Here is a 20,495-nt window from a genome sequence, read left to right as displayed (position 1 = left end):
CAAGCGGGGCGATGTTCAGGCGTACGCATTGGTGATCTCCCCGTTTTCGGCAATGCGCCAAGGCGTCATTGCATTATTGTGATATGTGCCGTTCAGGCTCCGGAGCCGCACCAGTTCTTCGAGCGAGGGCTGCACATAGCCGGTTTCATCGGTGGCGCGGCTGACGATGACTGCCGGCTTGCCATCCCACTTCCAGGGGAACCGGAAGCGCGTCAAGGCCTTGGAAAAAATGGGTAGCTGCAATTCGGCCCGGTGCCAGTTGCGGCCGCCGTCCACGGACACATCTACGTGGCGGATCTTTCCATGGCCGCTCCAGGCAATGCCGCGGATTTCACAGAAACCCTCGGGAATGCGCTGCCCACCCGAGGGCGCGGTAATGATGGACTTGGCTTCCATGTAGAAGGTGAATTGGCGCGCCTTGCCGTCGGCCTGCAGGTCGGTGTACTTGGAGGTTTCTTCGCGCGAATAGGCCGGGGCATCCACCACGTGCAGGCGGCGCAGCCACTTGACGTTCATATTGCCCTCGAAGCCCGGCACCAGCAGGCGCAGCGGGTAGCCTTGTTCGGGCCGCAGGCGCTCGCCGTTCTGGCTATAGACCAGCAAGGCATCGTCGAGGCATTTTTCCATGGGGATGCTGCGCGTCAAGGCCGCGGCATCGGCGCCTTCGGCGACCACCCACTTGGCGCCGGGCTTGATCCCGACTTCCTCGAATACCGTCTTGAGGGGCACGCCCGTCCATTCGGCGCAACTGACCAGCCCGTTGGCCTGGGCGGCGGTCTTGCCATGCACGCCATAGCCCGGATTGCCGGAACATTCCAGGAAATGGATCCGCGATACGGACGGAAAGCGGCGCAGGTCTTCCATGGTGAATAGCCAGGGCTTCTCGACCATGCCGTGGATCATCAGCCGGTGCAAGGCCGGATCGATGGCCGGCACGCCGCCATGGTGCCGCTGGTAGAACAGGCCATTGGGCGTGATGATGCCGTCCAGGTCCTCCAAAGGAGAGCGCGCCGACGACGACCAATACTGCTTGTCGGTGGGGCGCACATCGAGCGCCACGTCTTTTTCGAACGGCGAGGGCATGCCGTACGGGTGTTTGTCGATGGGCTTGCCGGGCGTCTTGGTCCAGGGCGGCACATCGGGCGGATACTCGGGCTTGGGCTGCGCCGGGGCAGCCGCCGCCGGGGCAGGCTCGCCCTGGCCGAAAGCATTGGTGGCCACCGAGGCCACGGCCCCCGCCAGCACGCCCCCCGCATGCCGGAGAAAGCGCCGCCGCTTCATTTCTTCGTCCGCGACGGATGCCGCGGAATCATCGAACTGCACCAGGGTATCGGACTCCATGCCTGCCTCCCAACAAGATAAGCGAATACCGAAACCGTTGCCCGGCCGCCGACAGCGCCGGGCAACGGGACGAAACACTTGAAGCAGGCAACTGCGGCCTCTATGCTTCAACATGCAAGCTGGCGCCGTATCTCGGAAATTCGCATCCCTCAATTTCATGATGGGCACGAACTTCCGGGACACGACATTCGGGCATTATTCGGCGCATCGGCGCCGGCGTATTCCACGCGGTTCAATATGCCGTATGTCTATATTTTTTCCAGAATACTACTGCCAACAGGCATATACAACAGCACGCCCGGCCACGGCGGCAAGATCGCCGCAAGCGGCGCCGCGGCCGGTAATTCGACGCCCGGGCAGCCATTTACGTACGAGAAAACCCGCTGTATTTATTAGCTTAAAAATACTATAAAATTTTCCGCATCACCTTCGTCTTTTTCTATCGGGCAGGCCCCCTCCACCATGCCGAAAATCCAGCAATTCCCTTTTGTTTCCGTTTCCGGCACGCCCGAAAAACGCGGGCGGTCGTATGGGCGGCAAGCCGCCGACCGCATCGCCAAGAGCGCGGCCATGTATGGCCAGACATTGGCCTCGCTGGGCTACGGCTCGGCGGCGCGCAGCCGGCTCATCAAGGATTTCGCGCGCGACATCGAAAGCTTCGCCCCGCACTATATTGAAGAGATGCACGGCATCGCCAAGGGCGCCAAGGTGCCCTTCGAAGACATAGTCATGATCAACGCGCGCACCGAGGTGGTAGCCAAGGCGCGCGCCGAAAAGGACCAGGCCGCCGAACTCGAGCCGGACGATGGCTGCACCGGGGCGCTGATCCTGCCCGGCCGTTCGGCCAACGGCAAGCTGATCCATGGACAGAACTGGGACTGGCGCGCCGAATGCGCCGAAACCTCCATCGTGCTGCGCGTGCATAACGACGACGGGCCCGACTTCCTCACCTTCGTCGAGGCGGGTGGCCTGGCGCGCAGCGGCCTGAACAGCGCGGGCATTTCCATTACCGCCAATTACCTGGAATCCGAACGCGACTTCAAGCAAGTCGGGGTGCCCCTGTCCTTGATCCGCCGCAAAGTGCTGGAACAGCAGCACTTCGCGCTGGCCATCAAGGCCGTGGCCGCCACGCCCAAGTCCTGCTCCAACAACATCATGCTCGGCATGGCCGAAGGCTTCGGCATCGATTACGAATGCGCCCCCGACGAGGCGTTTCCGGTGTATCCGGACGCCGACGACCTCATCGTGCACGCCAACCACTGGATCAACGCGACGGCCTTGTGCAAGCTGCGCGACACCGGCCGGGCCAGCATGCCCGAAAGCGCCTACCGCGACTGGCGCGTGCGCCGCTTGCTCAATGAAAAGCCGGCGCTCACGATGGACGACCTGAAGCGCGCGCTGTTCGACGACTTCGGCGCTCCTTATTCGGTATGCCGGCCTCCGCGCCCGGGCAGCCATGCCAATCTTTCGGCATCGGTCGCCATGGTGGTCATGGAGCCCGCCTCCGGCGTCATGGACGTCGCGCCGCTGCCGGCACAAAACCGCATATTTACCCGCTACAGCCTCACGGCAGACCCGGAACTGGTCCCGTATGGTTCCGCCCAGCCGAAACCCCGCAGCGCATCCCGGAGTAAAAAACCATGAAGACCTCTTCCCTGCTGGCGGCGGCCGCCGCCCTGACACTGGGCGCCGCAGCCGGCGCCGCCACGGCGCCCTCTACCCTGCGCATCTCCATCACCGCGGACATCCGTTCCAGCGACCCCGGGGTCAACCGCGACAGCAACAGCGACGCCGTGGTCATGCAGGTGGTCGAAGGCCTGGTGGCCTATGGCGAAGACGCCACGGTGCGGCCGCTGCTGGCCAAGTCGGTAGACATCAGCCCCGACGGCAAGACCTATACCTTCAAGCTGCGCCAGGGCGTGAAGTTCCAGAACGGCGCGCCCTTCAGCTCGGCCGACGTGCTCTGGACCTGGCAGCGCGACATGGATCCCAAGACCGGCTGGCGCTGCCGCAGCGCCTTCGACGGGCGCGACGGCGCCAAGGTAACGGGCGTGGACGCCCCCGACCCGGATACCGTGGTGTTTCACCTGGCCCAGCCGAACGGCCTGTTCCTGACCTCGCTCGCCCGCGTCGATTGCGGAGGCACCGGCATCCTGCAGAAAGCCTCGGTCAAGCCCGACGGCACCTGGGACAAGCCCATAGGCACCGGCCCCTTCGCCTTCACCGAATGGAAGCGCGGCCAATACGTGCGGCTGACCCGCTACGCCGGCTATGCCAACCCGCCGGGCAAGTCCGACGGCTACACGGGTTCCAAGCGCCCGCTGGTCGATGAGGTGCGCTTCATGGTCGTGCCCGATGCGTCCACCGCCAAGGCGGCCCTGCAGCGCGGCGACATCGACATCATCGACGACCTGCCCGACAGCGACGCGGCAGTGCTGGAAAAAGTGCCCGGCATCAAGGTCGCCCACGCTCCCGTGCTCAGCATGTCGGGCCTGCTGATGCAGACCCGCGATCCGCTGTTGTCCAACGTCAAGCTGCGCCAGGCCATCGCCCACGCCATCGACGACAAGCAGCTCGTGGAGGCGGTTTCCTATGGCCTGGCCCAGCCCAACAATTCCATCGTGCCCAAGGCCTCGTCCTACTATGGCCCTGTGCAGCAAAAGGGCTGGACGTACGATCCGGCGCTGTCGCACAAGCTGCTGCAGGAAGCCGGCTACAAGGGCCAGACACTGACGCTGATGGCCACCAAGCGCTTTCCGCAGACATACCAGGCGGCCGTGCTGCTGCAGGCCATGCTGCAGGCGGCGGGCATCAACACGCGGCTGGACGTAATGGAATGGGCCGCCATGCTGGACCGCTACAACACCGGCAAATACCAGCTCATGTCCTTCCCGTACTCGGCGCGCATGGACCCCGCCCTGAGCTTCGATTCGGTGACCGGCGACAAGACCAGGCAACCGCGCAAGGTCTGGGACAACCCGCAAGCCAGCAAGCTGCTGAAAGAGGCCGACCTGGACGTCGACCATGCCCAGCGCCAGAAGATCTTCGACCAGTTGCACCAGATGTTCATCGCCGATGCGCCCATGGTGCCGCTGTACAACCCGGTGGACATCGTCGCCTACCGCAGCGACATCAAGGGCTATCGGCCCTGGGCGGTGAAGGCGCCGCGGCTGTGGGAAGTGGAGAAGACCGCGAAATAATCCGATGCTCGCCGCGACGCGCCGGCAGCGCGTCGCGGCATCTATGTCTCACAGGGCCAAACCAGCCAGGCGGCACCGATGCGTCACAGCGTAAAGCCGGCCAGGCGGCATCGTGGGCGCTGGCGCGCGCTCAGGCGTCCTGGTTGATGTGCGCCGCAATGATCTTGCGCAGGCGCGCCGCGTCGCGCGCCTCGATGGCCTCGACGATCTGGAAATGCTCGCGCGCCGACTGCTCGATGCGCGCGCGCGTCCACCACTGGGTGGCGGGCGCCGAGGGCGCGCGGCCGCGCATATCCTCGATCAGGCTTGCCAGCTCGCGGTTGGAACAAATGTCGTACATGGCCGAGTGAAAGGCCAGGTTGACCTCGTATTGGTCGAGCAAAGTGCCTTCGTGCAGCAGTCCCGCGAAGCGTTCGGCCAGCGCGCGCAAATTCTTGATGCGGGCCTGCGTGGCATGGGCGACCAGGTCCGCCGCGGCGCCCGTCTCCAGCATGACGCGTATGTCGCGGATCTCGTCCTGGCGCTGCTGGCTCATGGCGTAGACGTGATAGCCGCGATTGGGAATATGCTCGATCAGGCGCTTGTGCACTAGTTGGTCGAGCGCGCGCCGCACATCGAGCCGCTTGGCCTCGTAGCGTTCCTGCATGTCTATCTGCTTCAGCCAGGCGCCCGCCCCGTAATTTCCGGACTGTATGTCATGGGCGATGCGGTCGGCCAGGCTGGACTGGCCTGCCGTTTTTTTCTTCGGCATGAGGCGCGCTCCTCCCTTCAAGCCCTGGCGTCGGATCAGGCGGACGGCGCGTCGCTGCCGTCCGCTGGCAGGCGCCAGCGCAGTCTTACTCCGCCGTCTGCAGTCGATTCCAGAGCCGGGATCGCCGATAGCAGGGTGCGCGTGTATGCATCGCGCGGCCGCCCGAAAATCTCGTCGCGCGTGCCCTGCTCGACGATGGCGCCCTCGCGCATCACCACGACCCGGTCGGCGACCTGCTCGACCACGCCCAGGTCGTGGCTGATGAACAGGCACGAAAAACCGTGGCGTTCCTGCAGCCTGGCGAACAAGTCCAGCACCTGGGCGCGCACCGTCACATCCAGCGCCGACACGGGCTCGTCGGCGATCACGAACGACGGCCGGCGCACCACGGCCCGCGCGATCGCCACGCGCTGGCGCTGGCCGCCCGAAAGCTCGTGCGGATAGCGCCGGGCATAGTCGCCGCCCAGGCCGACCTCTTCCAGCACCTCTCGCACCCTGTCCCGCTTTGCGGCGGCGTCGAGCTGCGTGAAAGGACGCAAGCCCTCGCCCACCTGCTGCCCTATGGTCATGCGCGGATCCAGCGACGAATAAGGGTCCTGGAACACCATCTGGCAGTTCAGGCGATAGTCCGTCCAGCCGGGGCCGTGGCGATCCACCGGCCGCCCCTGGAACAGGATCTGCCCGCCGCGAGGCGCCAGCAGGCCGGCTATCGCGCGGCCCAGCGTCGTCTTGCCCGACCCCGAACCGCCCACCACCGCCACCACCTCGCCGGGCCGCACGTGCAGGTCGATGCCGCGCAGCGCATGCACCGGCGCGCTGCGCGAGAACAGGCGGCTGCGGCCGCGATATTCCACTTGCAGGCCCCGCACTTCGACGATCGGCTCCGCGGCCGGTTCCGGGCGCGCCGGGCGGGGCCGCGGCATGGCGTCGAGCAGCTTGCGAGTGTAGGGATGGCGCGGGTGCGCGAGGATGTCCGCGGTCGCGCCCGTTTCCAGGACCTTGCCGCCCTGCATGACCACCATGCGTTCGGTGTAGCGCGCCACCATCGGCAGGTCGTGGCTGATCATCAGCACCGCCGTGCCGTGCTCGCGCGTCAGGCCCACCATCAACTCCATCACGTCGCGCTGCACCACGGCATCCAGCGCGGTGGTGGGTTCGTCGGCGATCAGCAGCGCCGGCTCCAGCAACATCACCGAGGCCAGCATCATGCGCTGGCGCATGCCGCCCGAGAATTCGTGCGGCCACGCCCGCAGCGCCGCGGCCGGATCGCGGATGCCCACGCGCGCCAGCATGTCCAGCACGCGCTCGCGGCGAGCCGCGGCGTTCAAGTCCTTGCGATGCAGCTCCAGGCCTTCTTCCAGCTGGCGTCCTATGGTCATGGACGGATTCAGCGAAGTCATGGGCTCCTGGAACACCATGCCGATGCGCGCCCCGCGCAAGCGGCGCAGCGTACGTGCATTGGCGCGCGTCATGTCGACACCGTCGAACAGGATGCTGCCTGCCGCGCGCACCAGGGGCGGCGGCGTCAGGCCGACGATGGCGCGCGCCACCTGGGTCTTGCCGCTGCCCGACTCGCCCACGATGCCCAGCATCTCGCCGGGCGCGATATCGAAGGACACGTCGCTGACGATTTCCCGGCCGCCCGCGCCGACGCTCAGGGACAAATGCGAGACCGAGACCAGCGGCTTCATTGGGAACCTCGCATGCGCGGATCGAGCCTGTCGCGGATCGCGTCGCCCAGCAGGTTGATGCCCAGCAGCGCCACGGCGATGCACAGGCCGGGCAGGATCGACAGATAAGTGGCCTGGGCCATGAAGGGCCGCGCGGCGGCCAGCATATTGCCCCAGGTGGGCGCCGGCGGCGGCACGCCCAGCCCCAGGAAGGACAGCGCGCTCTCGGCCAGGATGGCCCAGCCGAACATCGAGGTCGCCAGCACCGTCAGCGGCGCCAGGCAATTGGGCAGCACGTGGCGGCACATGGTGTAGAGCTCGGAATTGCCCATCACGCGCGAGGCCTCGATGAATTCTTTTTCTCGCAGAGACAGCACCGAGCCGCGCACCACGCGCGTCACCGAAGGCGTGTACGCCAGGCCCAGCGCGAAAATGATGCCGTATTCGTTGGCCCCCAGCACGGCCAGCAGCCCCAGCGCCAGCAGCAGGCCCGGAAACGCCAGCAGCGCGTTATTGAAAGCCATGATGATGCGATCGGTCCAGCCTCGCACGAAGCCCGTCACCACGCCGATGACGGTGCCGGCGACGACGGCGAAAGTCACCGTCAGCAGGCTGATCCAGACGCTGATGGACGCCCCCGCCAGCAGCCGCGACAGCTCGTCGCGGCCGAACTCGTCCGTGCCCAGCAGGAATTGCGCGCCGGGCGGCTTCAGGCGCGCCGCGAAGTTGATCTGCAAGGGATTGTGCGGCGTCCAGAGCACGCCCATCACGGCGGCGGCCACCACCAAGGCCACGATGGCGCCGCCCACCAGCGCATTGGCTGCGATGCGGCGCCTCATTCCGCCGCCACCCTGGGGTCGAACAGCGGATAGCAAAGATCGATCACGAGATTCACCGCCACATATATCACCGCCACGAACAGCAGGCAGCCCTGTATCACCGGATAATCGCGCGAGAAAATCGCGTCCACCAGCAGCCGGCCCAGGCCGGGTATGGTGAACACGGTTTCGACTACCGCGATGCCGCCCAGCAAATGCCCCATCACCAGGCCGATCAGCGTCCAGGTCGGGCCGAAGGCATTGCGCAGCGCGTGGCGCATCAGCACCGTGGTTTCGGACAGCCCCTTGGCGCGGGCATGCGTGATGTAGTCCAGCCCCAGCACTTCCAGCGTGCTGGCCCGCGCCATGCGCATCAGCACCCCGATTTCGTGCAGGAACAGGGTCAGCACCGGCATGGCCAGGTACAGCAGGCCGGCCTTCCAGTCGGCGCTTATCGACACATAGCCCACCACCGGCAGCCACTGCAGCTTCAGGCCGAACAGGATGAGCAGCAGCAGGCCCATCCAGAACGTGGGAATGGACACCAACAAGGTGGCCGTGCCCACCAGGAAGAAGTCGGGCGCGCGATTCTGCTTCCAGGCCGCGATCATGCCCACGGGCACCGCCACCAGGCTGGCGAAGAACACGGCGGCCACCACGATCTGCGCGCTGACCAGGAAGCGGCTCCAGACCAGTTCCAGCACCGGCTGGCCGGTGCTGATGGACACGCCCAGGTCGCCGTGCAGCATATGCCGCAGCCAGATGCCGAACTGCGTCGCCAGGCCCTGGTTCAGGCCCATGCGCGCGCGCAGGTCGGCGAGGCTGGCCGGCGTCGCCAGGTCGCCCAGCAGCAATTGCGCGGGGTCGCCGGGTATCAGGCGGATCAGCACGAACACTGCTACCGACACGATCAGCAGCGTCGGTATGGCCATGACTATCCGCGACATTACGAAACGCAGCATGGATGCTCCAGTGTCGTGTCACCATGCCGCCGTGCGAGAAGCGCCGGCATCACATGCCGGGCCGCCGGGCGACGCGCGGCCACCAGTCCGCAGCCACCACGCCCGGCGCCCGCTCTCGAAGCCACTTCAGGCGCCACTTCCAGGCCGGCTTCCATTGCCGCCCGCGCGCCGCGCCCGCAATGCCGAGGCCAGGAAATCCTGGATCTCGCCGACGCACTTCATGCCATCGTGCGACACGTTCTCGACGACATCCAGTGTCACCGCCACGCCTGCGTTCTCGAAAGAACGCTTCAGCGTCTGCAGGCGCTCGGGGCGCGTGCGTCCGGCGTCGTTGGCGCCCGGCATATAGAACTTGCCGCCGGGCTGGTGCGTGATTTCCCAGGTTTCGATGTCCGCCTTGCCGACGATCATGTGCACCGCCACCCGGCGCAACGCATCGAGATCGAGCGCCTTGCCGAAGCGCGCCTGCATATCGCGTACCCCCACCCACCAGTCGCGTTCGGGGTCCAGCAGCGTGACCGAGCCCGGCGCGCCGATAGATGCCGCCCATAGACGTTCCGGATGCAGCAGCGTGAACCGGTTCACGAACTGGCCGCCGCCCGAATAGCCGCAAAGCGCAAAACGGCCGAAGTCGCACTGGAATTTCTCGGCGACCTCGTCGACCATGCCCAGCAACACTTCGTCGTAGCGGATATCGCCTTCGCGCAGTTGCTTGAAGCCGTCGCGGTTGCCGTCGCCTAGCACGCCTACCGGAAACAGCGGGCACAGCACCATGCAGTCATTCCAGCGCGCGAATTCGGCGAAGGCGTCGCGATATTCCACGAACGAGCGGCCGGTGCCGTGCACGAACACGACCAGTTCCATGGGCTGCGCCGCCTGCGCGATGCGCGGCGGCACGTAGGTGCAGTAGGAAAACCGCGGGTCGCCGCGCGCCGCGAAAATCGTGCTGGGCCCGAAATCGTACATTGCCCGTGCGCGGGAATCGTCGGTTTGCAGCGTGTCGGTCGGTGTTGCCGGCATGTGATTCCTCCGTGGCCTTGCGGGATCGGGCAAGGCGTATACGAAACAAGCGGGTCAGTGGCGGTGGCGCCGCCAGCTTGCGGCCAGTCGTCGGCCCGCATCGATATTCGAATAAATTGGCGCCAATTTTAGATACGCCGAAGTTGCGGGACAAGCGGGGTAATCCCTAGGGAATTGCGGTCGCCCAAGCGCGCGTTGCGCGCGTCAATCCAGCGCCAGGTCGGCCGCCGCCACCGCATGCAGCGTGGTCGTGTCGAAGACCGGCACCGGGCTGTCCTGCTGCCCTACCAGCAGCATGATTTCCGTGCACCCCAGGATGATCGCCTCGGCCCCTTGCGCGGCAAGCTCGCGCATCACCTGACGATAGGCCTCGCGCGAAGCGGGTTCCGCACGCCCCTGCACCAGTTCTTCGTAGATGATGCGGTGCACCGCCTGCCGGCCCTGCGCATCGGGCGTCAGCACCTGCAGGCCATGCTCGCGCTGCAGCCTGCCCTTGTAGAAATCCTGCTCCATGGTGAAGGCGGTGCCCAGCAGGCCCACCCGGCGCAGGCCCGCCTCTTTGATGCGTTGCGCGGTCGGATCGGCGATATGCAGCAGCGGTATGCCCACGGCCCGCTGCACCTCGTCGGCCATCTTGTGCATGGTGTTGGTGCAGATCACCAGGAACGAAGCGCCGCCCCGCTCCAGGCGCCCGGCCGCCTCGATCATCTTGCGCGTCGCCCCGTCCCAGTCGCCCGCATGCTGCAGCGCCTCGATCTCGGCGAAATCGAAGGACCACATCAGGCAGCGCGCCGAGCTCACCCCGCCCAGCCGCTCGCGCACGCGCCGGTTGATGATGCGGTAATACTCGAGCGAGCTTTCCCAGCTCATGCCGCCGATCAGGCCGATGATTTTCTGATTCACTACCCGAGTCTCCGTGGATTGTCGCTGGCTACGCCCGGCCCCGACGCCTCGGGGCTGCGACAGCTACCGCAAAGAATATAGCAGCCCGCGCACCGAACCGAACATGCCCATCAAGGCCCGCTGGCGCCAGCCTCTCACCACATTGCCAGGAATAGCTTTCGCGGCTGTCCGGCGCAGGACGCAAAACCATAGCGCTGATAGAACCGCGCCGCCGCCGCATTTTTGGCGTCCACCACAATGCCCGCGCTGCCAACGCGCAAGGCCGCCTGGCGTGCACGCATGACCGCATCGGCCAGCAGGATACGGCCCAAGCCTTGGGATTGCATATCCAAGCGCACAGCTAAACGGCCCAGGCGCGTGACCGGAATCTGCCTCGGATAACGATGAGCTATTTTTTGTGGCAGGTCTTCGATTACCACCAACGCGGACGACAAGGCGTAAAACCCGAGAATAGAGTCGGCGGTAATGTCCTGGAGCCCGGCATCCCGCCATTCCTGCGCTGTCCGCTGCGTGTCCGGAACCGCTACCATCGTGCGGGAAATGCCCTTGGCTTGATGCTGCAGCGCAGTTTGCCTGAGCCACGTATCGAGCGCCGCGACGCCGCAGTCAAACCCGTTTCGATCGTGGCCGCCAGTCAATTGCTCCAGTTTGATCATTGCGTCGCGCCGTGTAGTCGTCCAGCGCCGCCTTCAGATGCTTGTTGGGCGGCAAGGGGTTTTCAAGAGCCGCAAGCAAGCCTTCGGCCCCACGCGCGGACAGGCGTATTACCCGTTCCTGCTCGATGATGCGCTCGGCCTCGCGCAGCGCGCTCTGGACGATGAACTGGTTTACCGTCGACCCGATCATACCCGCCGCCGTCTCCAATGTTTCCTGCACCGAGACAGATACGCGCGCGGTAATTCGTCCACGGTCTTGGGCGCCAGTCGTCATCTCGTGCTCCGTTCACATTACGGCTTCGATTATACAGAATGGTGCCATTCTGGCACCATTCTCTTACCGCCCCGGCTCGAAAGCCTGCTGCACCTGCGCCGGCGCGGTGATGCCGTTGGAGATCAGCAGTTGCGCCAGCACCCGCGCTTTCTGCGGATTCAGGTCCAGGGACGCGACGAAGCCCAGCTTGTCGTCGTCGACTTCGACGTTGCGCGCCACGAAGCCGGAATAAGCCCGGGTCGAGCGCACCACCACCAGGCCCAGACGCACAGCGCGTTCCATGGCGTCCAGCGCCTGCTTCGAGGTATTGCCGTCGCCCACCCCGGCCAGCACGATGCCCTTGGCGCCGTCGGCCACGGCATGCTCGATCTGCGACACGCCCATATTGCTGTGCGAGTAGATGATGTCCACGCGCGGCAGGCTGTCGCCGGCCGGCAGGGCGTAGGGCTTGCCGTGCCACGGCGCGGGCGGCGGCGCCACGTAGCGCACGCCGGCGGGGTCGGCATAGCCGACCGGCCCGGTATTGGGCGACATGAAGGTCTGGACGCTGGAGGTATTGGTTTTCGTGGCGCCGCGGGCGCTTTCTATGGTGTCGTTCATGACGATCAGCACACCCCGGCCGCGCGTGGCGGGGCTGGCCGCGACCTCGACCGCCTCGTACAGATTGCGGGGGCCGTCGGCGCTGATCGCGGTCGACGGACGCATGGCGCCGGTCAGGACCACGGGCAGGCCGGTACGCAGCACTTCATCCAGGAAGAACGCGGTTTCTTCCATGGTGTCCGTGCCATGCGTGATGACCACGCCATCGGCCTCGTGGTGTTCGGCGATGCGCTGGATCCTGCGCGCAAGCTTCATCCACACCTGGTCGTTCATGTCCTGGGAACCTATGGACGCGATCTGCTCGGCGCTGATGCGCGCCAGCCCGGCCAGGCCCGGAACCGACTCGAGCAGTTGCGCCGCACTGACTTCACCGGCGTTGTAGCCCGTGGCGGAGCGGGTGTCGGCCGTGCCGGCGATGGTGCCGCCGGTGGCCAGCACGATGATGTGCGGCAGCCCGCGGGCCGGGGCGCTGCCCTCGGACGCGTTCCCGGCGCTGGCCGTGGCCGGGCCGCCTCCGGCCGTGGCGCCCGACGCACTGCCGCACATCGCCGCCATGGCAATGCCTATGCCCGCACACAGGGCCATGGCCCGCTGGCCGGCCTGCCAGAATCGGCTGGAAATCGCGTATTCCATGAAATCCCCTGGTTGATGTACGGATGCGCACGGCATGCCCCCGATTTTACGGGGCGTCTTCGAATCCGTGGCGTTTCTGTGGAGCATGATTTATACTGTACATATATACAGTAATACGGAGCCACGCCATGCAAACCGCCACGATCAAGGGCCGGGGCAGCCTCTCCAACAAGACGCCTCGCTTCGAAGCCCTGCAGCGCGAAGCCGTCGACGACGACTGGGCGCCGGGCGAACCCGGCGACGCCCCCAGGCGCCCCACTACAGTGGCGGTCGAACAGGCCAAGTCCATCATTTCCCACAACAGCTCGCCCGACATCTACTTCGACCAGTCCATCAACCCCTACCGGGGCTGCGAGCACGGCTGCGTCTATTGCTACGCGCGGCCCACCCATGCCTACCTCAACCTGTCCCCGGGGCTGGATTTCGAAACCCGCCTGTACGCCAAGCAGAACGCGGCCGAACTGCTGCGCAAAGAACTTTCCAGCCCCTCCTACGTGCCCAAGCTGATCGCGCTCGGCGCGAACACCGACCCCTACCAGCCCATAGAACGGCGCCTGCGCATCACCGGCGCCATCCTGGCCGTACTCGAAGAATTCAATCACCCGGTGGCCATCACCACCAAGTCGGCCTCGGTCACGCAAGACCTGGACCTGTTGGCCCGCATGGCCTCCAAGGGCCTGGCGCGGGTATTCATGTCCATAGGTTCGCTCGACGGCGACATCGCCCGCACGCTAGAACCGCGCGCCAGCGCCCCCGGCGCGCGCATGCAGGCCATACGCAAGCTCAGCGAAGCCGGCATTCCCACCGGCGTCATCGTGGCGCCCGTCATCCCGGCCCTGAACGACTGCGACATCGAAAAAATCCTCTTCGGTGCGCGCGACGCAGGCGCGCAAGACGCCGCCTACAACGTGCTGCGCCTGCCGCTCGAAGTCGCCGACCTGTTCCGCGAATGGCTGTTGCGGCACTACCCCCTGCGGGCGGCCCACGTCATGAACCTGGTCAGGCAAATGCGCAGCGGCAAGGAATACGACTCCGATTTCCGCACCCGCATGCGCGGCAGCGGCGCTTATGCCGAGCTGATCCGGCAACGATTCCGCCGGGCCTGCGCCCAGGCTGGCCTGAACCAGCGGCGCACGCTGCTGCGCACCGATCTCTTTGTCCGGGCGCAAGCGCCCCAGCCGGCGCGGCGCCAGGCTGCCGAACGCCGGTCGCCGCCATACCGGGCCGCGGCGCCGCGCGTGGCCGAAGCAAGCCCTCAATTGACGCTGTTCTGACCACGCCGGCATTCCGGCCGCGCCGGCAAGCATGGCGCCGGCAAGCCATCATTCGCCGTAATGGTATGCCGCCGCCATAGCGCGCCAGGTCCTATCATGAAGACACCATGCCCATGGCGCCTTCCGCCGCGGCCCCGCCTGCTGCGCGCGTCCGGCGCACAGGGCTTTCGTCTCTTTCGATCCGGAAACCCAAATGGCCTATCCTTCCTTTTTCGACGCCGCCAGAACCATCACCATGCAGGACCCTCTGGCCGCGCTGCTCGGCGCCGCCGACCAGGGCATCATCCGCTACACGTATGCCGACGTGGTCAAGCTGGCCGGGCATTCCTGCCCCACCGTGGCCGGCGCCTACCTCATGACGCTCAAGGCCCTGGAAAAACTCTACGGCGACACGCTGCCGCAACGCGGCGAAATCAAGGTGGAATTCCGCGACGCGCAGCAAGACGGCGTCACGGGCGTCATCGCCAATGTCGCCAGCTACATCACGGGCGCCACCACCGACAACGGCTTCAAGGGCCTGGGCGGCCAGTACGACCGGCGCAACCTGCTGTTCTTCAACGTGCCCATGGACGGCGAAATCCGCTACACGCGCACCGACACCGGCGCCAGCACTACCGTGGACTACCACCCCGAACTCGTCCCGTCCGTGCCCACGATAAGAAGCCTGCTGCCCAGGGTTGCCGGCGGCTATGCCAGCGACGAAGACAAGCGCGATTTCGCGGCCGGCTGGCAAGACCGCGTGCGGCGCATCCTGGAACAGGCCAACGATCCGCGGCTGGTGGTCGCTTCGTAGGCAGAAGCCGGCAAGCGGCGGCCCGGGCCGGGGTAGCCGGGCTATAGCAGCGGCAGCAGGGCCGCCGCCGGGCTGCGCTTGACCCGGCCTTCATGCGGGTTTGCAATCAAAACAGCAAGCGCGTCAAGAGGACAAGGCGCGAAGCCGGAGCACAATACAAAAAGCGCGGCAAGACGAAGCCACGCTGTCACCTTTTTTTGCGAATCCGTATCAGCCCTTTGCCTGCGCCGCCATACAGGCCAGCATCGCCTCTCCGAGCGCCGTATCGCCCTGCGCGATCAGCGCCTTGCCGGCGCCCTCCAAGTCGCGCGCCCCGCGGTTCTGGCTGAGCTTGAATTTGCCGGCCAGCCGCGTGATCTCGATCTCCAGCCCCACAATCGCCCGCAGCATGGAATCGATGAAATCCGCCGGGCTGTCGGTCATCTTCCAGGGCACCGGCTGCGATGCCTCGTGCGTGCGCGTCAGGCGCGCCACCAGGCCGCGCACGAAGCTTTCGTCGTCGCGCACCGTAACCTTGCCGTGCGCGTGCACCACCATGTAGTTCCAGGTCGGCACCGATTTGTGGAACTCATGCTTGCTGGGATACCAGTTGGGCGAGATATAGCCATGTTCCGCGCGAAACACCACCAGCACCTCGTCGCCGTCGCGCAGTTCGCGCCAAACCGGATTGGCGCGAGCCACGTGGGCAAGCAGCACCCCCTGCGGGCCGGCCGCGGCATCCAGCTCGAAAGGCATATGGTTCGCATCCAGCCCGTCCTCGCCATGGGTGACCAGCATGCCGAACGGATGCTTGGCGATCAATTCGTGCAAGACCTTGGGGCGGGATTCTTCGAAGTGGGTAGGCAAGTACATGAGGGCTCCGATGGAGGCGCTTGAATCGCAGGGTTCGTGAAAAAAACGGGTCAATGGAAACAGAAAGCTCGATTCTGCACCTATCGTGCCCGCCGCGCACGAATTTCCCCTTTGCCGGAATTCCTCTGCCGCCGCAACATCAGGGCTATCTAGCGGCTAATCACCTGCCCGCTGCGCGTGCCCAGGCTGCGGCCTTCCTGCCAGGCCAGTTCCCCATTGACGATCACGGCCTCGATGCCTTGCGCCATGCGCGTCGAATCCTGGTAGGTGGCCAGGTCGCGGACGGTGCCCGCGTCGAAGATCGTCACGTCGGCGTGGCAGCCGGCTTGCAGCAGCCCCCTGCCCTTCAGCCCGAAATTGCGGGCGGTCAGGCCGGTCATTTTCCAGACCGCGGTTTCCAGCGGGAACAGGCCCAGGTCGCGGCAGTAGTGACCCAGCACGCGCGGGAAGGTGCCCCAGAGGCGCGGGTGGGGCTTCTCGCCCAGGGGGATGCCGTCGGACCCTATCATGGTGTCTTCGAAGGCGAGTATCTTGCGCACATCGGCTTCGTCCATGGTGAAGTAAATGGCGCTGGCCGGCTGCAGGCGCTGCGCCGCCTCGACGATGGACACCTGCCATTCGGCGGCGATCTGGTCCAGGTCGCGCCCGGCGCATTCGGGGTGGCTGCCGCTGAAGGCGATCATGATGCGGCCGGTGAGCCGCTTCGGATCGGTGTGCAGCATGGTGGAACTGGCGTTGTAGGGGTAGCAGTCCAGGGCCACGCACTGGCAGCGCATGGCCTCGCGGATGCGGGGCAGCGTGATGGCGGATTTGCCGAAGTTCTCTTGCCGCTGCAGCTTGTGATGCGAGACCACCACCCGGATGTCGAGCTCGCGGCCGATGCGGAAGGTTTCCTCGAGCGAGTCCAGGCAATGGTCAGCCTCGTCGCGCATGTGCGTGACATACAGACCGCCGGCGCCGGTCAGGGGCCGGCCGACCTCGATGATTTCCTCGGTGCTGGCCGCGGCGGCCGGCGGATAGTAGGTGCCGGTGGACATGCCTATGGCCCCGGCATCCAGGGCCTCGCCGAGCAAGCGGCGCATTGTCGAGATCTCGGATTCGTCTGCGGCCTTGCCCAGGTCGCTCATCGCCATGACCCGCAGGGTCGAATGCCCCACCAGCGCGGCCGCGTTGATGGCGGCCGGCCGTTCGCGCAGCGCATTGATATAGGCTGCGAAGGAATGATGGCGCGGCCGGTCGCCGTCGCCCGCCAGCAGGTTCAGGGGCGCCGGGACAGGCACCCCCTCGCCCAGCGGCGCTAGGCTGATGCCGCAATTGCCGGTGATCACGGTGGTGACGCCCTGGGATATCTTGAAGTCCATGTCGGGCTGCACCAGCAGCGCGTGGTCGTCGTGCGTGTGGGAATCGATGAAACCGGGCGCGACGATCTTGCCCGCGGCATCCATGATGTCGCGCGCCTTGGCCGTGGACAGGTCGCCCACTTCGGCGATACGGCCGTCGAGGATACCGACATCGGCGTCGTAGCGGGGCCGCTTGGTGCCGTCGATGACGGTACCGTTGCGGATGATCAGGTCGAAGACGGGCCGCGTCGCGGACCCGGGATTCTGTTCAGTCATGGCATGGCTCCATTGCTTGCGCGGGTGGGCATGAAAAATAGGCTAACACCGGCGGGTGGCAAGTATAGGCAGGCATCTGCAGCGTCACTGAAAAGCCGATGCCCGAAGCAGCGAGGGCCTGGTGCGAGCACGGCATTGTCCGCGCATGCGGTTCGCACCAGTCTCGCCCCTACCGCACATGGCAAGCCACCATCTGCTGGCCGCCAGCGGCGGCCAGCCTGGGCGTAAGCGGCGGGCGCTCTTCCTTGCAGATGGGCTTGGCGAGCGGACAGCGGGTATGGAAACGGCAGCCGCGCGGCGGATTGGCCGGGCTCGGGGGGTCGCCTTGCAGCAGCTTGCGCTGCGTGACCGCATGCGGGTCCGGGGTCGGCACCGCCGACAGCAGGATTTCCGTATAAGGATGCAAGGGCCTGGAAAACAGCGTATCGCGGTCGGCGATCTCGACGATGTGGCCCAGGTACATGACCGCGACCCGATGGCTGATGTGGCGCACCACCGCCAGGTCGTGCGCGACGAACAGGTAGGCCACGCCCAGTTCGTTCTGCAGGTCGGTGAGCAGATTGATGATCTGCGCCTGCACCGACACGTCCAGCGCCGATACGGGTTCGTCGCAGACAATCAGCTTGGGCCGCAGCGCCAGCGCGCGTGCAATGCCCAGGCGCTGGCGCTGGCCGCCGGAAAATTCATGGGGATACTTGCGGGCGGCCTCGGGCCGCAGGCCCACCTTGGAAAACAGCCAGGCCACCCGCTCTTCGCGTCCGCGCGCCGTGCCGGTATCGGCATCCGGAAAGTTGCGCATGGGCTCCATCACGATCTGGCCCGCAGTCATGCGCGGGTTGAGCGAGGCGTATGGGTCCTGGAAAATGATCTGCATGTCGCGGCGGCGCATGCGCATCTGCTCGGCGTCCAGGCTGGTGATCTCTTCGCCGTCGAGCTGCACCGAACCCGCGGTGGGCTGGATCAAGCGCATGATGGACTTGCCCGTGGTCGACTTGCCGCAGCCCGACTCGCCCACCAGCGACAGCGTTTCGCCGCGGCCCACCGTGAACGAGACACCGTCCACGGCCTGTACTTGCGGCGCACCTTTGCCGAACCAGGAGTGCGAGCCCGCGTAGTATTTCTTCAAGTCGCGCACCACCAGCAGCGGCGCCTCGGGCGCCGGCGCAGCCTGCCCGGCCTCTACGGGGCCCTCGGCTGCGCCCGCCACGGCCGGCGCGACGGCCACGCCTCGTTCTGCGTCATCCTCGTGCAAGGCCGGAATCCGCCCGGTTACGCGCTCGGCCTCGAAACAGGCCACTATATGGCTCTCGCCGAAAGCACGCAGAGGCGGCACTTCGGCGCGGCAGCGTTGCGTGGCGTAGCGGCAGCGCGGTGCGAAACTGCAGCCGGGCCCCAGGTTGCTCAACGCCGGCACGATGCCGGGGATTTCTTCCAGCCGCCTGGATTGCGAGCCCATGGCCGGCATGGCGGCCAGCAGCGCGCGGGTATAAGGATGCGCGGGGTTGTCGAACAACTCGGCCACCGGCGCCTCTTCCACCTTGCGTCCGGCATACATCACCACCACCCGGTCGCAGCACTCGGCCACCACGCCCAGGTCATGGGTGATCATGACCACGCCCATGCCCAGTTGCTTCTGCAGATCGCCCAGCAGCTTCAGGATCTGCGCCTGGATGGTGACATCCAGGGCAGTGGTGGGTTCGTCGGCGATCAGCACGTCGGGCCGGCACGCCAGGGCCAGCGCGATCATGACGCGCTGGCGCATGCCGCCCGACAACTGGTGCGGATACTCGTCGATGCGGCGCCGCGGCTCGGCGATCTGCACCAGTTCCAGCATTTCCAGGGCCTGGGCATGCGCGCGGCGCTTGCCGACCTTCTGGTGGACCATGATGGTCTCGGCAATCTGCCGGCCCACGGTCAGCACCGGGTTCAGGGAGGTCATGGGCTCCTGGAAGATCATGGAAATGCGGTTGCCGCGGATGCGGCGCATTTCCTTTTCGCCGAGCTCCAGCAAATTGGTGCCGCGATAGCGGATCTGGCCGCCGGCATAGCGCCCGGGCGGCGTAGGTATCAGGCGCAAGACCGACAGCGCGGTCACGCTCTTGCCGCAACCCGATTCGCCCACCACCCCAAGAGTCTCGCCGGCATACAAGTTGTACGACACGCCATTGACGGAACGCACCGTGCCGGACAAGGTGTCGAAGAAGGTCGACAGATTGTCGATTTCGAGCAGAGGGTCATGTGCTTGCATGGGCCCGCATCCTACAGTTGGTTCGCCAGGCGCGGATCCAGCGCATCGCGCAGGCCGTCGCCGATCGAGTTGATGGACAGCACTGTCAGCGCCAGCAGGATGCCTGGAAACAGGATGATGTGCGGCGCGATGGCGACGACGTTGCGCCCGTCGGCGATCATATTGCCCCAGCTCGGTATCTGCGCCGGTACGCCCACCCCCAGGAAGGACAGCACCGCTTCGGTGAGCACTGCGCTGGCGGCGATGAAGGTCGCCTGCACCACCACAGGCGCCAAGGTGTTGGGCAGCACGTGGCGCCACAGGATGACGTGCAGCCGGGTGCCTATGGCGTAGGCCGCCTCGACAAACAGTTGTTCGCGCAAGGTCAGGGCCAGCGATCGTACCAGCCTGACCATGCGGGGAATCTGCGGAATCGTGATGGCGACGATGACCGTCGTCAGGCTGGGACGCACGATGGCCACCAGCGCGATAGCCAGCAGGATGTCGGGGATGGCCATCAGGCCGTCCATGATGCGCATGATGATGGAATCGGCCCAGCGCGAAAAACCCGCGGCCAGGCCCAGTATCACGCCGCAGACCGTGGAGAGCACGGCCACCGCCACCGCCACGACCAGGGATACGCGGCCGCCCCACATGGCGCGGCTGAACACGTCGCGGCCCAGCGCATCGGTGCCGAAATAATGCGCGGCCGAGGGCGGCTTGAGCCGCGCGAGCGGACTGATGCTCAAGGGGTCGTGAGTCGCGATCCAGGGCGCGAATATCGCCGTGGCCGCGATCAGCACCAGCAGCACGCCGCCCAGGTACAGCATGGGATACTTGCGCAACGACCTGAAGCGCAGGGCGCGCTGCAAATCACGGTCTGCAGGCACATCCACACCGGCCAT

19 protein-coding genes are annotated in these 20,495 nt (G+C 66.0%); 5 read left to right on the top strand and 14 right to left on the bottom strand.

Annotation, left to right across the window (positions count from 1 at the left end):
• Positions 1-15 precede the first annotated feature (15 nt).
• On the bottom strand, positions 16-1,281 hold the full coding sequence (soxC, locus tag KVP10_RS06890; protein WP_376811001.1) for a sulfite dehydrogenase: 1,266 nt from the start codon (positions 1,279-1,281) through the stop codon (positions 16-18).
• Between the two features lie 138 nt (positions 1,282-1,419).
• On the opposite strand from soxC, the gene KVP10_RS06885 reads away from it, so the two are divergent.
• The 3 genes from KVP10_RS06885 (at position 1,420) to KVP10_RS06875 (ending at position 4,541) form a co-directional block, all read left to right on the top strand.
• The gene (locus KVP10_RS06885; RefSeq protein ID WP_217963756.1) at positions 1,420-1,737 is read left to right on the top strand and encodes a hypothetical protein; all 318 of its coding nucleotides are present in this window, start codon (positions 1,420-1,422) and stop codon (positions 1,735-1,737) included.
• A gap of 66 nt (positions 1,738-1,803) precedes the next feature.
• The gene (locus KVP10_RS06880) at positions 1,804-2,985 is read left to right on the top strand and encodes a C45 family autoproteolytic acyltransferase/hydrolase (RefSeq protein WP_217963755.1); all 1,182 of its coding nucleotides are present in this window, start codon (positions 1,804-1,806) and stop codon (positions 2,983-2,985) included.
• Positions 2,982-4,541, top strand: coding sequence for an ABC transporter substrate-binding protein (locus KVP10_RS06875; protein WP_217963754.1), 1,560 nt, complete (start codon positions 2,982-2,984; stop codon positions 4,539-4,541). The genes KVP10_RS06880 and KVP10_RS06875 overlap by 4 nt, the downstream gene beginning before the upstream one ends.
• A 130-nt stretch (positions 4,542-4,671) precedes the next feature.
• On the opposite strand, the gene KVP10_RS06870 is transcribed toward KVP10_RS06875, so the two are convergent.
• The 9 genes from KVP10_RS06870 to KVP10_RS06830 form a co-directional block, all read right to left on the bottom strand.
• Complete coding sequence (locus KVP10_RS06870; protein ID WP_217963753.1) at positions 4,672-5,292, bottom strand: GntR family transcriptional regulator; 621 nt, start codon at positions 5,290-5,292, stop codon at positions 4,672-4,674.
• Positions 5,293-5,327: 35 nt separating this feature from the next.
• Positions 5,328-6,983 (bottom strand): ABC transporter ATP-binding protein, encoded by a 1,656-nt coding sequence (locus tag KVP10_RS06865; RefSeq protein WP_217963752.1) that lies wholly within the window; start codon positions 6,981-6,983, stop codon positions 5,328-5,330.
• Positions 6,980-7,801: an ABC transporter permease gene (locus KVP10_RS06860; protein WP_217963751.1), complete on the bottom strand. Its 822-nt coding sequence runs from the start codon at positions 7,799-7,801 to the stop codon at positions 6,980-6,982. Before KVP10_RS06860 ends, KVP10_RS06865 begins: the two co-directional genes overlap by 4 nt.
• A complete protein-coding gene (locus tag KVP10_RS06855) occupies positions 7,798-8,742 on the bottom strand; it encodes an ABC transporter permease (RefSeq protein WP_217963750.1) in 945 nt (314 codons plus the stop codon). The genes KVP10_RS06860 and KVP10_RS06855 overlap by 4 nt, the downstream gene beginning before the upstream one ends.
• A 126-nt stretch (positions 8,743-8,868) precedes the next feature.
• Positions 8,869-9,762 (bottom strand): alpha/beta hydrolase family protein, encoded by an 894-nt coding sequence (locus KVP10_RS06850; RefSeq protein ID WP_217963749.1) that lies wholly within the window; start codon positions 9,760-9,762, stop codon positions 8,869-8,871.
• 204 nt (positions 9,763-9,966) lie between these two features.
• Complete coding sequence (locus KVP10_RS06845; protein ID WP_343218698.1) at positions 9,967-10,665, bottom strand: aspartate/glutamate racemase family protein; 699 nt, start codon at positions 10,663-10,665, stop codon at positions 9,967-9,969.
• 134 nt (positions 10,666-10,799) lie between these two features.
• Entirely contained in the window at positions 10,800-11,321 is a 522-nt protein-coding gene (locus KVP10_RS06840; RefSeq protein ID WP_217963748.1) for a GNAT family N-acetyltransferase, read from the bottom strand.
• The gene (locus KVP10_RS06835) at positions 11,272-11,595 is read right to left on the bottom strand and encodes a type II toxin-antitoxin system TacA family antitoxin (RefSeq protein ID WP_217963747.1); all 324 of its coding nucleotides are present in this window, start codon (positions 11,593-11,595) and stop codon (positions 11,272-11,274) included. The genes KVP10_RS06840 and KVP10_RS06835 overlap by 50 nt, the downstream gene beginning before the upstream one ends.
• A gap of 63 nt (positions 11,596-11,658) precedes the next feature.
• Positions 11,659-12,750, bottom strand: coding sequence for a type II asparaginase (locus tag KVP10_RS06830; RefSeq protein WP_246600450.1), 1,092 nt, complete (start codon positions 12,748-12,750; stop codon positions 11,659-11,661).
• 206 nt (positions 12,751-12,956) lie between these two features.
• On the opposite strand from KVP10_RS06830, the gene KVP10_RS06825 reads away from it, so the two are divergent.
• Both KVP10_RS06825 and KVP10_RS06820 read left to right on the top strand, forming a co-directional pair.
• On the top strand, positions 12,957-14,102 hold the full coding sequence (locus tag KVP10_RS06825) for a PA0069 family radical SAM protein (RefSeq protein WP_217963746.1): 1,146 nt from the start codon (positions 12,957-12,959) through the stop codon (positions 14,100-14,102).
• Positions 14,103-14,295: 193 nt separating this feature from the next.
• A complete protein-coding gene (locus KVP10_RS06820; RefSeq protein ID WP_217963745.1) occupies positions 14,296-14,895 on the top strand; it encodes a hypothetical protein in 600 nt (199 codons plus the stop codon).
• Positions 14,896-15,105: 210 nt separating this feature from the next.
• Here the strand turns inward: KVP10_RS06820 and KVP10_RS06815 are convergent, their stop codons facing one another.
• The 4 genes from KVP10_RS06815 to KVP10_RS06800 form a co-directional block, all read right to left on the bottom strand.
• Positions 15,106-15,747, bottom strand: coding sequence for an FMN-binding negative transcriptional regulator (locus KVP10_RS06815; protein ID WP_217963744.1), 642 nt, complete (start codon positions 15,745-15,747; stop codon positions 15,106-15,108).
• Positions 15,748-15,896: 149 nt separating this feature from the next.
• Positions 15,897-17,363 (bottom strand): N-acyl-D-amino-acid deacylase family protein, encoded by a 1,467-nt coding sequence (locus tag KVP10_RS06810; RefSeq protein WP_217963743.1) that lies wholly within the window; start codon positions 17,361-17,363, stop codon positions 15,897-15,899.
• Positions 17,364-17,532: 169 nt separating this feature from the next.
• Positions 17,533-19,611, bottom strand: coding sequence for an ABC transporter ATP-binding protein (locus KVP10_RS21400; RefSeq protein ID WP_217963742.1), 2,079 nt, complete (start codon positions 19,609-19,611; stop codon positions 17,533-17,535).
• A gap of 11 nt (positions 19,612-19,622) precedes the next feature.
• The gene (locus KVP10_RS06800; RefSeq protein WP_246600448.1) at positions 19,623-20,495 is read right to left on the bottom strand and encodes an ABC transporter permease; all 873 of its coding nucleotides are present in this window, start codon (positions 20,493-20,495) and stop codon (positions 19,623-19,625) included.

Origin of the sequence: Candidimonas humi (assembly GCF_019166065.1) — a bacterium.
Taxonomy (GTDB): Bacteria; Pseudomonadota; Gammaproteobacteria; order Burkholderiales; family Burkholderiaceae_B; genus Candidimonas; species Candidimonas humi.
This window is presented reverse-complemented; position numbering and strand designations above follow the sequence as displayed.